This window comes from Thioalkalivibrio sp. ALR17-21 (assembly GCF_000420185.1).
Classification (GTDB): Bacteria; Pseudomonadota; Gammaproteobacteria; order Ectothiorhodospirales; family Ectothiorhodospiraceae; genus Thioalkalivibrio; species Thioalkalivibrio halophilus.
On sequence record NZ_ATUL01000038.1, the window covers coordinates 1 to 15,551 of the forward strand.

Annotated in this window: 12 protein-coding genes; 2 read left to right on the top strand and 10 right to left on the bottom strand. The window is 70.4% G+C overall.

Features of this window, described 5'->3' with window-relative positions; all coding sequences use genetic code 11:
• Together G020_RS0113755 and G020_RS0113760 are read right to left on the bottom strand one after the other, a co-directional pair.
• Nucleotides 1-1,322: M48 family metallopeptidase (locus G020_RS0113755; protein ID WP_024329994.1), on the bottom strand; the 1,322-nt coding region annotated here is incomplete at its 3' end.
• A 23-nt stretch (nucleotides 1,323-1,345) separates the two neighbouring features.
• Nucleotides 1,346-2,986: an HD family phosphohydrolase gene (locus G020_RS0113760; RefSeq protein WP_024329995.1), complete on the bottom strand. Its 1,641-nt coding sequence runs from the start codon at nucleotides 2,984-2,986 to the stop codon at nucleotides 1,346-1,348.
• 187 nt (nucleotides 2,987-3,173) lie between these two features.
• Here G020_RS0113760 and G020_RS0113765 point away from each other — a divergent pair, with 187 nt between their 5' ends.
• Complete coding sequence (locus G020_RS0113765; RefSeq protein ID WP_018946228.1) at nucleotides 3,174-3,671, top strand: HPP family protein; 498 nt, start codon at nucleotides 3,174-3,176, stop codon at nucleotides 3,669-3,671.
• Between the two features lie 10 nt (nucleotides 3,672-3,681).
• Here G020_RS0113765 and G020_RS0113770 read toward each other — a convergent pair whose 3' ends face one another.
• Genes G020_RS0113770 through dksA form a run of 8 tightly spaced genes read right to left on the bottom strand, consistent with a single transcriptional unit; the run spans nucleotide 3,682 to nucleotide 14,560 of the window.
• Nucleotides 3,682-7,560, bottom strand: a complete 3,879-nt coding sequence (locus G020_RS0113770) for an AAA family ATPase (protein ID WP_081647447.1) — start codon at nucleotides 7,558-7,560, stop codon at nucleotides 3,682-3,684.
• A gap of 59 nt (nucleotides 7,561-7,619) precedes the next feature.
• Nucleotides 7,620-8,135 (bottom strand): hypothetical protein, encoded by a 516-nt coding sequence (locus G020_RS0113775; protein ID WP_019590611.1) that lies wholly within the window; start codon nucleotides 8,133-8,135, stop codon nucleotides 7,620-7,622.
• Nucleotides 8,132-8,704, bottom strand: a complete 573-nt coding sequence (gene thpR / locus G020_RS0113780) for an RNA 2',3'-cyclic phosphodiesterase (RefSeq protein WP_019021084.1) — start codon at nucleotides 8,702-8,704, stop codon at nucleotides 8,132-8,134. The genes G020_RS0113775 and thpR overlap by 4 nt, the downstream gene beginning before the upstream one ends.
• Complete coding sequence (locus tag G020_RS0113785) at nucleotides 8,701-10,023, bottom strand: sigma-54 dependent transcriptional regulator (RefSeq protein WP_019590610.1); 1,323 nt, start codon at nucleotides 10,021-10,023, stop codon at nucleotides 8,701-8,703. Before G020_RS0113785 ends, thpR begins: the two co-directional genes overlap by 4 nt.
• Nucleotides 10,020-12,959: a sensor histidine kinase gene (locus G020_RS0113790; RefSeq protein ID WP_024329999.1), complete on the bottom strand. Its 2,940-nt coding sequence runs from the start codon at nucleotides 12,957-12,959 to the stop codon at nucleotides 10,020-10,022. Before G020_RS0113790 ends, G020_RS0113785 begins: the two co-directional genes overlap by 4 nt.
• Nucleotides 12,949-13,119, bottom strand: coding sequence for a hypothetical protein (locus G020_RS15420; protein ID WP_019021081.1), 171 nt, complete (start codon nucleotides 13,117-13,119; stop codon nucleotides 12,949-12,951). Before G020_RS15420 ends, G020_RS0113790 begins: the two co-directional genes overlap by 11 nt.
• 1 nt (nucleotide 13,120) lies before the next feature.
• The gene (gene gluQRS, locus G020_RS0113800) at nucleotides 13,121-14,053 is read right to left on the bottom strand and encodes a tRNA glutamyl-Q(34) synthetase GluQRS (RefSeq protein ID WP_019590608.1); all 933 of its coding nucleotides are present in this window, start codon (nucleotides 14,051-14,053) and stop codon (nucleotides 13,121-13,123) included.
• A gap of 57 nt (nucleotides 14,054-14,110) precedes the next feature.
• Nucleotides 14,111-14,560, bottom strand: a complete 450-nt coding sequence (gene dksA / locus G020_RS0113805) for an RNA polymerase-binding protein DksA (protein WP_018870927.1) — start codon at nucleotides 14,558-14,560, stop codon at nucleotides 14,111-14,113.
• Nucleotides 14,561-14,685: 125 nt separating this feature from the next.
• Between dksA and G020_RS0113810 the strand changes: the two genes are divergently transcribed.
• Nucleotides 14,686-15,456: an HAD family hydrolase gene (locus tag G020_RS0113810; RefSeq protein ID WP_024330000.1), complete on the top strand. Its 771-nt coding sequence runs from the start codon at nucleotides 14,686-14,688 to the stop codon at nucleotides 15,454-15,456.
• The last annotated feature ends 95 nt before the right edge of the window (nucleotides 15,457-15,551 follow it).

Below are 15,551 nucleotides of genomic sequence, written 5' to 3' on the forward strand. Positions count from 1 at the left end.
TAGAGATCGAGGCTGGAATCGTTGTCGGCGTGTTCCACGCTCAGTTCCAGCCGCCAGTCAGGAGCGGGATCCCAGGCCCAGCCCAGTCGGGCCCGGTTCAGCCGATCGCGGCGCCGGTCGAGGAACGCGGGGTCGTCTTCGCGGTGACGGCTGACGAGATGGTCCAGACGCAGGTCGATCCGGTGGTGTTCGTCGACGGCCCAGCCCGCACCCGCCTGCAGTCCGGCATAGCGGCGTCCGAAGTGCTCACCGCGCGAGCGGCGGGCGCGGTCTTCCCCCCCCAGCGTCCCGCCGAACACGCGCAGCCGGGGGTCGGGGCGCCAGCTGACGCGGGCACCGGCCGCGACCCCGTCCACATCGCGGGCGTCGGCGGGCTTGTGCTGCACCCGGCTGACCTGCCCGAACAGGGTGTACTCCAGCGGCCGACCCGGGCGCAGGGTCCATTCGGCGCCGGCCGTGGCCCGGGTATTGCGGACATCGTCGTCGCGGCGGGTGTGACGCAGTTCCAGGGGCAGGGTCAGGCGCCAGCCGTCTCCGAGCAGTACCGGCCCGCCGCGCAGCCGGGCGGTGTAGCGGTCGAAGTCGCGTTCGGAATGATATCCGCGTCCCTCCAGTCCGCCCTGCAAGAACCAGCCCCGGCGGTCGCTCGTCTGGCGTTGGTGGGCGAAGCCGCCGTACAGCTCGAAGAAACGGTCGCTTTCGGGGTCGGGCAGCTGCAGGGGCAGCACGCCGAACAGGGCTACGTCGTCATCGGTGTGGGCGCCCACGTTGCTGTCGTGCCCCAGGCGCGCGCCCAGGTGCCAGCGGGTGACGGCATCGCGGACCGGCGCAGGACGCCCGGCCTCGCGCTCCTCGATCGCCGTCAGGAACCATTCGATGCGGCGGACCACCGCCGAGGGCGGTGGCGGGTCGCGTTCCAGGACGCGGGTGAAATGGCGCCGGGCGGCGATCGTGCTGCCCATGGCGAAATGCGCCCTGGCCAGCTCCAGGCGTGGCAGCGGGGCCTCGGGATCGTGCATCAGCACACGCTCGAAGGCCAGCAGGGCATGGTCGGGTTCGCCGCTTTCCAGCGCGGCGATGCCGAACGCCAGGTCGAAGTCCGGATCGCCCGCGTGTGCCTCGAACTGCTCCTGGCCGAGGGTGAAGGCGTCGGCGTGGTCGCCGGCCTCGTTCAGGCGTTCCAGCCGTTCAACCGGGCTGTCCCCCCGGGCCGACGCGGACGTGGCGGTCAGGCCGAGCGCGGCCACCAGGACGAGGACCGGCAGATGCTGCCAGCGGCGACGGATTTCGGGGGGGCGGGTGCGGGTGGTCAGGACGGACATGGCGCGATCTCCGTGCGCGGGGTTCAGGGACGCCGGATCCCGGGGAGGCGGTCGGTGTCGATCTCGTCGATCTGGCGCGGGTCGAGCTGCTGTTCGGCGTAGCGCCGATACACGCCCTCGTCGACGAACACCCGGAACAGGTCGGGGTCGAGATGGCCGTCCTCGACCATGCGTCCCATGATGGTCAGTGCCTGCGACAGGGGCATGGGCTTCTTGTACGGGCGGTCGGGGGCGGTCAGCGCCTCGAACACGTCGGCGATGCCCATGATGCGTGCCGGGATCGACAGCTGGTCGCGGGTCAGGCCGCGAGGATAGCCACGCCCGTCCATGCGTTCGTGGTGGCCCAGGGCGTACTCCGGGACCCGCCGGAGGTGACGCGGGAAGGGGAGCTGTTCCAGCATCTGCATGCCCACGGTCATGTGGCCCTCCATGATCCCGCGTTCCTCGTCGTTGAGCGTGCCGCGCCGGATGCACAGATTGCGGACCTCGTTTGCGTCCAGCAATGGACGTTGCTTGCCATCCAGCGCGGTCCAGTGGCGGTGGGCGAGGGCCTCGATACGGGCGATGTCCTCGTCGGTCATGAATTCGCCACCGGTGTTGGAGCGGCGCAGGAATTCGAGGTCCTGGTTCAGGCCCTCGCGGCGTTCGGCGCTGGCGCGATCCACCTCCTGCAGGGCTTCGCTGCCGCCGGGCTGGCGGGCGAGAGCCTCGCGCAACTGCCGGATCTCGTAATCGCGTGCGAGGACCTCGACCCGGTCGCCGATTTCGTCGATGCGGTCGAAGATACCTTCCAGCTTGGTGGACTTTTCCATCACGTGATGCGGCGTGACGACCTTGCCGCAGTCATGCAGCCAGGCGGCGGTGCGCAGTTCGTAGTAGTCGTCGGGCCCGAACCGGAAATCGCGGACCGCGGGGTCGCCGGATTCGCTGGCGGCCTCGGCCAGCAGCAGGGTGGCCTCGGGGACCCGGCGGCAGTGGGCGCCGGTGGAGGGCGATTTGGCGTCGATGGCGGTGGCGATGACCTGGACGAAGTGGTCGAACAGTTCGCGCAGCTCGTCGATCAGGCGCTGGTTGGTGAGCGCCACCGCGGCCTGCGAGGCGAGTGACCGCGCAAGATCCCGGTCCTGTTCGTCGAACGCCCGGATGCCGCCGTCCACGGTCTTGTTGAGCAGTTGCAGCGCCGCGATGACGTTCCCCTCGTGGTTGCGCAGGGGAACGGTCAGGTTGGAGCAGGTGCGGTAGCCGGTGCGTTCGTCGAAGTCGCGTGTGCCGGAGAAGTCGAACTCTTGTTCACGGTAGACGTCCTCGATGTTCGCAGTGCGGTCATTGAGTACCGACCACACGACCACCAGACGGTCATTGGGTCGGCCGTCCGGATGGTGGAGGGGGACCGGGGGCAGCTTGCCGTCCACCGGGTCGCCGGTACCGCCAAGGTGCAGGCGCAGGGTATCGTTCTGCACCAGGGCGAATTCGAGCTCCTGGCGGTCGGAATCCAGCAGATACACGGATCCGGCGTCGGCACCGGTCAGGGCCCGGGCGTGGCTCAGGATCTGCTCCAGCAGCTGCGGCTTGTCGCGTTCGGCCGACAGCGCAATCCCGATCTCGTTGAGCCGGCGCACGCGTTCCAGCAGGTCGTCCCGGGCTTGCTCGTTGCTGTGCGTCATGGCGCCTTCCCCGCGGGGTGACCACCGGCCACACGCGCGATCCGCGTGTCCGGCAGGACTTCCCGCCATTCCCCCTTTGGCAGAATAATGGACCGGACCGGCGTGGCCGTCCAGAAAATCCGGAGGTGTACCCCCGTTGGGTGTTTGCCTAAACTTCGGCTTCCGCCACTCCCCCGGAAACCGCAGCGTGAAATTCTACCTCATAGACCGTCAGTTTTTCCGGCATCCGCAGCATTACCTGCAGCAGGTGGGTGTGGCATTTCTGGTGATCGCGGGGCTGGTGGCGGGACTGGGTATGGTCACCGAGGTGGTCGTGGTGGCGGCCATTGGTTCCAGCGCGTTCATTACCTTCGCGATGCCGCATTATCCGACCGCCACCGCGCGCCGGCTGATCGGCGGGCACGTCCTCTGCATCGCAGTGGGCTGGCTGTGGTCGGTACCGTACGCCGCGGGCGTGTTCGGCAACGGCGATGCCGCCCTCGCGATGGCGGCGGGGGCCGCGCTGGCGAGTGCCAGTCTGGTGATGCTCATTTCGGACACGGCCCATCCGCCGGCGGCCGGGAACGCGATCGCGTTCGCCATCCTCGGGATGTCGCTCCCGCATGTGCTGTTCTCGGTGGTGGCGGTGCTGCTGCTGGCCCTGATCCGTTACATGCTGCGCGGCTGGCTTCGCAACCTGGTGTGAGCCGCGCGGATCAGGCCTCGCGCGGCAGGTCGTGGCTGAGGGCCTCGGCACCCGGGTTGCCGATGATGCACTGGTCGACCTGGCGCAGGCTGCGGGCCGCCCATTGCCGCCAGTCGGGGTCGCGGGCATGCCGTTCGACCTCGAGCAGCACCAGACGCTCCACGTTGGGATTGCCCTGTTCCCGCGCCTCGGCGCGTGCCCGTTCCAGTTCCTGCCACCCCTCCGGATCCGCCCCGTGCGCGAGTTCCAGCAGGCTGCGGGCACGCTGGAGGCGGATGGTCGGCTGGAAACAGCGGTCACCGCGCTGCAGCGAGCTGGCCAGTGCCGCATCGGCGATCGTCAGGCATTCCTGCGGATCGGGGGCTCCGCGCCGGATCGCGTCCAGCAGGAACAGCCGGAACAGGGTGCTGACGCCGTCCATCACGCCGCGCATGATCTCCACCTGCTCGCGGATGATGTCCACGGCCTGGTCATCGCCCAGCCGGGTGCGCGCCCAGGCGGACACCGCGACGGCCCCGGTGCGCCACAGCGGGTAGTCGTAGGCCTCGGCGATGTCGTGGGCCTTGCGCGAGGCCGCCAGTGTTTCGTGCGGGCGGTCGGCGAAGAAGCCGAGGGCCGAGCGAAAGCTGTAAACGAAGGCCTGGGTCGGCCGGTGATCGAGCTGGTCGGCTTGCTGGCAGGCCCGGTCCATCTCCACCCAGGCTCGCTCGTGGTTGCCGGAAAACAGCAGCGTCCAGGCGAAAAAGGCGCGTGACAGTATGGCGGGGTTCTCGGTGTGGCGGGCGATCAGGTGCGCGTGATCGCGCGGCTGGTAGAGCTCCAGTGCCCTTGTCTGGTGGTCCATGGCCTGGCGGAAGTGCCCGGTCCAGAAGCAGGTGTTGCCCTGGGCGTAGCTGGCGGCGATCCGCAGCAGACGATCACCCGAACGCTCCGCCACCATCTCCGCTTCGTGCGCAAGGCGGGCGGCTTCGTCGAAGCCCTGACAGGATCCGGCTCCGTGCCACAGCCCCCACAGTACGCGGAAATGCTCCACGGGGTCGCGCTCGGGCCGCGACAGCTCCGCCGCGCGTTCGAACAGGCCGTGGACCGTGCGCGAGCCGTAGCCCATCAGCGCCAGGCTGGCCGACCCCAGCCCGCTGAGGGCCCGCAGGGTGTCGGCCTCGTTGAGCGAGGCGCTGTCGGCGAGGTCGTTCTGGAGGCAGTCGAGGGCATCCTGAAAGTGCTGCGCCGCTTCCGGCAGCATGCCGCGGGCAAAGGCCTGCTCGCCGGCCTGCAGCCAGTGGGTCACCGCTTCGCGGTAACGACCGGCCTGGTGCAGGTGCAGCGCGACCCGGCCGCCGGCCGGCGCCCCGTGCGGACGTTCCGCCTCTTCCTGCAGCAGATCCGCGAGCCGGTCGTGCAGCCGGGAGCGCTCCGAACGCAGCATGGCTTCCAGTGCGCTTTCCCGGTACAGCGCATGGCGGAAACGGAACAGGCTTCCCTCGGAGGCGCCGGCCGGTTCGACGAACCCCTTGCGCATCAGCAGTCCCAGTTGCTGGCGGACGTGATCGGTGGAGCGTTCGAGCAGCCGGGCCAGGATGTTGACGCTGAAATCGCGCCCGATGACCGCCGCCGCACGTGCCAGTTCGCGCGCCGGCCCCAGCTGCTCCATGCGCGCGATCAGGAGGTTGTTCAGGCCGGGGGGCAGTTCATCGCCGGGAGTGCCCGGGTGCCCGTGTTCGAGCGCGAAGCGGGTCAGCTCTTCGAGGAACAGCGGTACGCCTTCGCCCCGCGCGACCAGTTCGTCGCGCACCGGGCGTGGCAGGGCCTGGCCGGGGTCCAGCGCGGCCACCAGATGCCCGGCCGCCGCATTGTCCAGCCCCTGCAGAACGATGGACTCCATCTCCACGTCGCGCCATTCGCTGCGATAGCTCATGCGCGCGGTGAGCACCACCATCAGGGCGGCATCGCGGCCACGGTGGTGCAGTCGCCGCAGGAATTCCGACGTCGCGGAGTCCATCCAGTGCAGGTCATCCACGATCAGCAGCAGGGCCCGGCCGCGCACGCCGGTCAGGGTCAGATCCACGAGGGCGTCGAGCAGGTGGTCGCGGTCGACGTTCCCGGAGCGGAACAGCTCATGGTCCGGCGTTGTGGGACAGGTCAGCCAGCCGGCAATGGCGGCGGCCTTTTCCGCAGCTTCGCCGTGGCGTTGCAGAAGCCTGCGGAGGAGGCGTTCGGCCGCCGCCCGGCGGTTGCGTTCGGCCGCCCATCGTCCCAGCGCCTGGCGTACCGGGGCCAGCAGCTGGCGGGCGGTGTCCTCGCGGCATTTGAGGGCCCGGACCACGCCGTGACCATCCACCTGTTTGGCCAGGCCGCGGGCCAGACGGCTCTTGCCCATGCCCGCCTCGCCCTGGATCAGGACCCAGCGGGAACCGCCACGGCGGGCCCGGTCCCATTCGCCCCGCAGGCGGCGCAGTTCCGCATCGCGGCCGGCCAGCGGGGCCTGACGGGTCGCCGGGCGCGCATCCACGCGGTCGCGCGGACCCGGGTCTTCGATGACCCGGAAGCCGCCGGGACGTCCGCGCCAGGGCTGGAATTCAAAGAAACCTTCGAGGTTTTCCCGCAGCTCGGGCGACACCCACAGGATGCCGGGGCGCAGGGAACGCGCGATGGCCTGGACGCGTGCGGTGAAACGGCCGGCAGGGTCGGGGATGTCGGGGTCGTCACCGGTGATCACGGTGTCGATGTCCACCGCCGCGCGCAGTTCGACCCCGGACGGCGCGGTGCCCAGGGCCTGCCAGGCCGCCCGGACCGCGTCCATCATGGCCTCCTCGCGCCCGGCCGGGTAGCCGAAATATGCCAGCAGGCCCTGTCCCGGGGCGCGTACTACGTGGCCGTGATGCGCCAGCAACAGAGCGTCCAGCGTTTCCAGCGCTGTGCGGATCCGTTCCCATTGTTCTTCGATGTCCAGGTGTTCGGGGGCCCGCAGATCGCAGACCACGAGCACCAGCCGGCGGCGCTCCTGGCGCAGGCCGATGGCGGAGGCCGGAGCGCGGTCGGTCCGCTGCGCGGCCCCTTCATCGCGCGCGCGTTCGAGCTGTTCGCGGATTTCGGTCAGCGCCGGCCCGGGAGCGTAGCCGTCGGTTTCTTCCAGGAGCTGTTCGACGCGGCGATAGTGTTCTTCGGCACGTGCCGGCTGGCCGGCCAGCAGCAGGGTCCGCAGAAACACCGCATTCAGGGCCTCGTCTGCCGGGGCGAGGTCCAGCAGGCGACGCATCTCGCGGATCCCGCGCTCCGGTTCGCCCGCGCGACGCAGGTATTCGTGGAGGCGCTCGACCGAGGCGCGCGCATGCGACCACAGGGCTTCGCGCTGCTGTCGCACCCAGTTTTCCAGGCGGGGCAGTCCCTCCGCCACCGCGTCGGTGGCGAGGAAATGTCCCTGATACAGCCCCAGGCGTGCCAGCTCGCGGTCGGCAAGGTTCAGGGCGTCATCCGGGCTGGCTTCGGGCGGAGCGGCGTACGCGGTCGCGAGGGAGGTGTCTTCGGCAGCGATCCGGAGGAAATCGGCGCGGCAGCGATCGTCGAGCCGGAAGCCGACGTCGCGGGTCGCCGCCTGCAGGTTTTCCGCGAGGGTGTCGCCCAGGTGGCGGCGGATCTGGAACAGGCCCTGACGCAGATTGACGCGGGCGTTGTTGGAATCGAGTTCGGGCCAGAAGAGTTCGGCCAGTTCGCGGCGCGGGACACGGCGGGGGCTCTCGGCAATCAGATAGATCAGGAGCAGCCCGGCCTTGGTCCCGGACAGGGCCGGAATCTCGCGGTCGTCCACGCTGACCCGCTCGGTCCCGAGCGTCGTGATCTCCAGTTGCGCCAAGGCCTTCCCCCCGTGCCGATCACCGGCCACTCGGATCATACCAGTGTTGGCCGGGGCGCTGAATGCCCCCTGAAAAGACAGGGTTGGGCGGGGTGGTGTCAGTCGATGCGGATGGTGCTGTACCCCTGCCGCTCGTAGCCCATGATGGACAGGAAGGTGTTGCCGACCAGCTCGATGCCGGGCAGCAGGTCCTGTTGCCCGAGATCGAAGCGCCGGGTGGCGATGCTGCAGGCCTCCATGTGCACGTTGTCGAGACCCTGCAGATCCCGCAGACGGTCGTGCAGGCGTTCGACCGCGTCAGCGTCGGCGAGGTCGAGATGATCGGTGGAGTCCGCGACCAGACCGGCAGCCCCGCCACGGAAGGCGAAGATCATGTGCGGTTCCAGGCCCTGTCGCTGCATGTCCTCGCGGGTCTCGAGAATCACGTCCAGCCGCGCGATCAGGCGTTCGGGATCGCCCAGGGTCACGTCCCAGAGGATGTGTCCTTCCTCGAGGCCGTCGATGGCGCGAGCATCGTCCGGCTTGTCCGCCAGTGCGGGCAGCGCCAGGGCCAGCAGGAGCAGGAGCGCCAGACCGCGGGACAGGCCGGAGATCGGGGAATGGTCGAGTGTCATCGGTCGCCTCCGTCAGATAGGTTACTTGAGGATAGCAGGTGACGCTCCGCCAGCAGGCGATAGGGGCCGGGGTGGCCGTCACGACCGGATTCGATCAGCACCAGATGATTCGCATGCCAGACCACGGGGACGGGCGGTGCCTCGACTTCGGGCGGCGTCGGCGCGTGGCGGCGCAGGGTTACGTGCGGGCGGAACGGGCGCTCTTCGAGCCGGACCCCGGCGGCGCGGCAGGCCCGGGTTGCGGCGCTGGCAAGGGCTTCCAGCCCCGGCGGGGTGGATGACGGTCCGATCCAGCTGACGCGGGGACCGGGGAAATGCCCGTAGCGGTCCAGGTGCAGGTCCACGGCATGTTCCGGGAGCGCCGCCAGGGCCTGTGCCAGGGCCTCGGCGACCGGCGCACCCACGGTGCCGGCAAACGCCAGGGTCAGATGCAGGTGGGCGTGCGGTACCGGACGCCCCGGTCCCGGCAGTTCCCGGGCCAGCGCATGCAGGGCATCGCGGGTGGCCGGGTCCGGCCACAGGGCGAAGAAGACCCGGCGTTCGGCGGGCGTGGCAGTCACGGCGTTCACGGGCGCGGCAGGTTTTCGCGCTGGCGGCGTTCCCACAGGGTTTTGCGGCTGATGCCCAGGGCACGGGCGAGTTCGGTCTCGTTCATGCGGGTCTGATTCTCCAGCACGAACTGGCGGAAGTAGTCGTTGAGGCTGGTGCTCGCCGGGGGCTCCGGGGCTGAGGGGCCGCTGGCGGCTGGCGCGCTGGCATCGAGGCCGAGGTGCGCGGGCTCGATACGTGCTTCCGGGGCCAGCACCGCGCCGCGCTCCAGCGCGTTGGCCAGCTCGCGCACGTTGCCGGGCCAGTCGTGACGGCGCAGGAGTTCCAGGGCCGCCGGTGTCAGCTCCGCCGGGCCGCCGGCGGAACTGCGTTCGGCCAGGAAATGCCGGGCCAGGACTTCGATGTCCTCCGGTCGTTCGCGCAGGGGCGGGATCGCCAGTTCCAGCACCCGCAGGCGGTAATACAGATCGGCGCGGAAGCCGCCGTCGGCGATCATGCGCTCGAGGTCACGATGGGTAGCGGCCAGCAGCCGGACATCCACCTGCCGGGCCTCGCTGGATCCCACCGGCCGAATCTCGCCATCCTGCAGAAAGCGCAGCAGGCGGGCCTGGGCGGCCGGGGCGAGTTCGCCGATCTCGTCGAGGAACAGCGTGCCGCCGTGGGCACTCGCGATCAGGCCGGTGCGGGCCTGTACGGCCCCGGTGTAGGCCCCCCGGGCGTGGCCGAACAGCTCCGCCTCCACCAGGCCCTCGGGGATGGTGGCGCAGTTGACCGCGACGAAGGGACCGTCGGCCCGCGGCCCCAGACGGTGCAGTGCCCGCGCGGCCAGTTCCTTGCCGGTGCCGGATTCCCCGCGCAACAGCACGGTGGATTCGGTCTGTCCGATGCGGCGGATCTGTTCGCGCAAGTGGTGGATACCGGGGCTGTCGCCCTTGAGGCCCAGATCGTCGCTGCTCGTGTCCCGCTCCGCGTCCGCATCGGGCTGCGCGCCGGCGCGTCGGCGCAGGGTGGCCCGCAGCGTCAGCAGCAGGGCGTCGTGGTCGAACGGCTTGGCGATGTAGTCCGCGGCGCCGTTTTTCATCGCCTCCACCGCCGACGGCACCGAGGCGTAGCTGGTCATGATCACCACCGGCGCGCGGGTCTCGCCCAGCAGCTGCGTGCCTTCGCCGTCGGGCAGGCGCAGGTCGGCCAGCAGCAGGTCCGGCTCGCCATGCTCCAGCCGCTCGCGGGCCCGGGCAAGATCCTCCGCGGTGTCCACCGTCAGGCCGTGGTGGACCAGATAGCGGCTGACGGCACGCCGGATCGGGGCCTCGTCGTCCACCAGCAGGATGCGCGTCATGACGGATCTCCTCCGGGGAGCGTGAGCAGAAAGCGGGCGCCGCCCTCGGGGCGGTTGGTCGCGGTCAGGGTACCACCGTGATCCTGCACGATGGAGTAGGCCACCGGCAGGCCCAGGCCGGTGCCCTGGCCGGTGGGCTTGGTGGTGAAGAACGGCTCGAACAGCCGGTCGAGGCTGTCGGGCTCGATGCCCGCGCCTTCGTCCTCCACCGCGACCCGGATGCGGCCGTCGCGGCGTTCCGCGCCCACGCGCACCGTGGCCCCCTCGGGTGAGGCCTGTTCGGCGTTGGTCAGCAGGTTGATGAACACCTGCAGAAGGGGCCCGCGGGCCCCGCGGACCTGCAGCCCCGGGGTGTCCAGACCGAAGGTGACGAAGTGCAGGTCCTTGCGGCCGGCCAGCCGGGTCAGGCGGATGGCCTCGTGGATCAGTTCCGCGGGGTCGAGGTCTTCGAACCGGCTGCCGGCCGGTTCCTCGGCATGGGCGAAGGTGATCAGCGACTGCACGATGTCGTTGATGCGACGGGTCTGTGCCAGGACGTCGTCGGCGACCGCACGGATCTCGTCGGGGTCGTCTTCCAGCGGCAGGGTCTGCGCGAGCGAGGCGATGCCGGTCAGGGGGTTGCCGATCTCGTGCGCGACCCCGGCGGCGAAACGGCCGATGGAGGCCAGGCGGTCGCTGTGGGCGATCTCCGCCTCCAGCTGGGCGCGGTCCGTGACATCCTCGATCAGGATGATGCGTCCCTCGCGCCGCCCCTCGGAATCCAGCAGGTCGGATTTGTGGAGGTTCAGCCGCCGGCCGCCGTCCTCCAGTTCCAGATGCAGCTTGTACCATTGTCGGTCGGGGCTCTCGATGAACGCCGTCAGCAGCCCCCGCCAGGGTCGCGGCAGGCTGTCCAGCGGCTGCCCGGTGGCGGTGTCCGGCGGGATGCCGGTCAGCTGGCCGAGGGCCTGGTTCCAGCCGGTGATCTCGCCGCTGGCGGTCAGGCTGGCCACGCCCAACGGCAGTTCGTGCAGGATCTGGCGGTGGAAACGGCGCAGGGCATCCAGTTCGGCGGCCAGCCCGGACAGCGGCAGGGCGCGCGTCTCCAGCTGTTCCTCCACCCGGCGCAGACTCTCGCCCAGGGTATGGCGGCCGGCGGCGTCCAGGCGCAGGTGCTGGTCGACGATCATGCGTGCCAGCACCGGCCCCAGCAGTCCGGAGAGGTTGCGCTCGATGCGTTCGCGCAGGCGCCGCAGATCACTGCGCGAACGGGTGTGGCGCGGCAGGCCCAGTTCGTCCAGCGCCCGCTGCACCTCGTGGTGCGCCGGTCCCGGACCCAGGGTAGCGGCCAGCGCGGTCTCCATCTCGCCCACGTCACCGGCCAGCGGCAGCCCGCCGGCGGTTCCCGCGGTGGCGTCGCCCGGGCAACAGGCACGGCCGGCCTCGCGCTCCTCCGGATTGGGCCGGGTCAGCAGGGATACCGCCACGAACAGCAGCGCGTTGACCCCCAGGCTGAGGGTCAGGGCGAACGTCCAGGGGTCGAGATGGCCGGCCTGCAGCCAGTTCCGCGGGTCCGGCAGGCCGGGCAGGATGCCGGCGGTGTCCAGCAGTGGCAGCACCAGGGTGAACATCCAGCCGAGGATGCCGGCACCGAGGCCGGCGAGGAAGCCGAAGCGGGTGGCCCGGTTCCAGAACAGCAGCCCGGCCAGCCCCGGCAGCAGCTGGGCCACGGCGGCGAACGAGATCAGGCCCAGTTCGGCCAGCCCTTCGACCACCTGCAGCACGCCGTAGAAGGCGTAGCCCAGACCGATGATCAGTACCACCCAGGTGCGGCGGGCCCACAGCAGGCGGCGGTACAGGTTGCTGCCCGGCGCGTCGTCTTCCTGCAGCCGGCCGATCGGGGTGAGGTAATTGGTGCCCATGTGGGCCAGGGCCAGGGTGGTCACGATCATCATCGCGCTGGCCGCCGAGACCCCGCCGATGAACACCAGCAGCGCCAGCGTGGCCGAGTCCAGCCACCCGGCGATGCCGATGGCGTAGTAGTTGGGGTCGATCGCGAGCCCGGCCGCCTCCCCGGCCCAGTAGAGCACCGGCATCGGCAGGTTCAGCAGCAGCAGGAAGGCCGGAAACGCCCACGCCGCACGGTTCAGGGCGCGCGGGTCGATGTTCTCGGTGAACAGCATGTGGAACTGGCGCGGCAGCAGGAACGCGGCGGCGAAGGCCAGCACCATCATCGCGAACCAGCCGCCTTCGCGCACCGGGGCGTAGAGTGCCTCGGTGGCCCCGGGGTTGGCGTCCAGCCATGCGTTCAGACCGGCCGGCCCGCCGAACACCGCGAACAGCGCGACCGCGGCGATGACCAGGATCGCGATCAGTTTGATCACCGACTCGAAGGCGATCGCCAGCACCAGCCCGGCGTGCTTCTCGCGCGGGGCGATGTGGCGGGCTCCGAACAGGATGGCGAACGCGGCGATGGTGAGCGAGAACGCCAGCGCCAGCAGGTGCGGCGGGGTCTCGGCGGTCAGCACCGCCGCCGACTCGGTTACGGCCTTGATCTGCAGCGCGATGTAGGGGAGCACCCCGGCGAGCATGAACAGCGCGACCACGGGGCCGGTCAGGCGGCTGCGGTAGCGGAAGGCGAACAGGTCTGCCAGCGAGGTGAGCTGCTGCTCGCGGGTCAGGCGCAGCAGCGGCCGCAAAAGCCACGGGGTAGCGGCAAAGGCCAGGGTCACACCGAGATAGATGGTCAGGTAAAGATAGCCCTGCTCGGCGAGAAAGCCGATGTTGCCGTAGAACGTCCAGGAGGTCGCGTACACCCCCAGCGACAGGCTGAACACCCACGGACTGGCGGCCAGCCGGCCGACCCGGGTGCTGCGGTCGGCGACAAAGGCGATCCCGAACAGGATCGCCAGGTAGGCCACGCCCACCGCATAGATCAGGCCCAGGCTAAGGGTCACGCCGCCGCCCGGTGGCCAGTGCCACTACCGCGATGAATCCGGCCCAGATCGCGAACGGCCACCACCAGGCCGGCGCGGCTCCGGCCAGCCACAGCACCGGCGGGCCGAGGAACAGCAGCACGCCCAGCAACGTGACCAGGACGCCGTGCGAGGTGTCCATGTCAGGCTTCTCCGTCGGGCCAGGGCAGGTGGCTGGCGGGCGGCAGCCGCCGGGCCAGCGGGCGCCGTGCGAGGTGGTTCAGGGCCTCCTGCAGCTGGACCTCCGGGGCATCGGGGTACAGCGGATCCGAGGGCGTCAGCTCGATGACCTCCAGGATCCGCGCCAGTACCCGGCGGGCCGCATCGCCATATACCCCGGCGGCGCCGGTGTGCTTGGAGAGCTTGTCGCCGCCACCGCCCACCAGCACCGGGTGGTGGGCATGCTCCGGCGGGGCCAGCCCCAGCGCCGCATACAGCTGCAGCTGGCGCGCGGTGGACCCCAGCAGGTCGATGCCGCGCACCACGTCGGTCACGCCCAGTTCGTGATCGTCGATCACGGTCGCCAGCTGATAGGCATGCAGCCCCCCGGCGCGGCGGATCACGAAGTCTGCGCCCAGGGCCTCCAGATCCAGGCACAGGGGGCCCTGGAAGCGGTCCTCCACGGTCCAGTGACGGGTCACGGCGCGGGCACGCAGCGAACGCCCCTCGCGCCCGGCGGGCAGGCCCGGGCGGCAGGTGCCCGGATAGACCGGGCCTTCCCAGCCGGCGACGCCGGCGGTCCGGATCTCGCGCCGGGTGCAGGCACAGGCAAAGGCATGGCCGGATTGCAGCAGCCGGTCGACGGCCGCGGCGTAGACCTCGTCGCGGTTCGACTGGCGGGTGAGGGGACCATCCCAGCCCAGACCGAGGACGTCGAGAGTGGCGAGGATCGCATCCTCGGCACCGGCCCGGACGCGCGGGAGGTCGATGTCATCGATGCGCAGGTGCCAACGCCCGCCGACCGCGCGGGCGTCCAGCCAGGAGATGACGGCGGCGAGTACGGAACCGGCATGCAGGGGGCCCGAGGGCGTGGGCGCGAAGCGGCCGACGTACGGGCGGTCGGGCGCGGATGACATGCCGGGCGGGCAGGGGGACGGGCGGGTGCGGCCCGGTGCGGGCCGCACCGGGACCCGTCACGCCATCTGCTTTTCCTTGATCTCGGCCAGCTGCTTGCAGTCGATGCACAGCGTAGCCGTGGGGCGGGCCTCCAGCCGACGGATGCCGATCTCCACGCCGCAGGCCTCGCAGTAGCCGTAATCGCCGCTCTCGATCGAGCGCAGGGCCTCGTCGATCTTCTTGCTCAGCTTGCGTTCGCGATCGCGTTCGCGCAGTTCGAGGCCGAACTCTTCTTCCTGGGTGGCGCGGTCCGCCGGATCGGCGAAGTTGGCCGCGTCCTGGCGCATGTGGCCCACCGTGCGATCTACTTCCTGCGCGAGCTCTTCGCGCCAGGCCTCCAGAAGCTGGCGGAAATGCTCGAGCTGGTCCGGATTCATGTACTCTTCGTCCGGCTTCGGCTCGTAGGGCGCGATGCCTCCGGCGACCATGTGTTTCGTGGACGGCTTGGCGTTGGCGTCTTCAGCCATGCTGGGTGTTCTCCGGCTCGAAATGAAGGCGCACTTAGTACCAGAGAAGGGGGGCACGAGCAAGTGGTGTGCCATCGTTTCATCCCATTAACATGTTCTGATTCACGTGCGGAGGCGGTTTTTTCATGGCATCCCTGCAGGCTTTGATCTTCGATGTCGACGGCACCCTGGCCGACACCGAGCGCGACGGCCACCGGGTGGCCTTCAACCGGGCCTTTGCCGAGGCCGGACTGGACTGGGAATGGAGCGTGGAGCGCTATGGCGAGCTGCTGCGCGTGACCGGCGGCAAGGAACGTATCCGCCAGTACCTGACGGAAGACCACCCCGGGGTGCTGGAGGAGCCGGACATCGATGACCGCATCCGGGCCCTGCACGAGGCCAAGACTCGGCACTACGTGGCGCTGCTGGAGGGCGGGGCGATCCCGCTGCGCCCCGGGGTGGAGCGCCTGCTGGACGAGGCCGCCGCGGCCGGTCTGCGCCTGGCGATCGCGACCACCACCACGCCGGCGAACGTGACCGCGCTGCTGCGCGCGACCCTGGGCGAGGAGGGGCCGGGGCGCTTCGAGGTGATCGCGGCCGGGGATATCGTCCCGGCGAAGAAGCCGGCCCCGGACATCTACACCCAGGCGCTGGCGGAGATGGGCCTGACGGCCGCGGACGCGCTGGCGCTGGAGGATTCGGACAACGGGGTGCGCTCGGCCCGTGATGCCGGGCTGGAGGTGGTCGTCACCACCAACGATTACACCCGCGACCAGGATTTTTCCGGGGCGCTGGCCGTGCTGGACGGCTTTGGCGAACCGGGGGCCCCGGCGCGGTCGCTGGGCGGGGTGGCGCTGGACGGGGACATGGTGGACGTGGCCACCCTGCGCCGCTGGTTCGACCACGCCCGGTCGTGAAATCGGCCGGAGGGCCGGCCTCCTACCGGGGGGCAGGGTTCGCCCTGTAGGAGGCCAGCCCCCTGGCCGATCCGGCGCAGGAGCCGGCCCGGCGC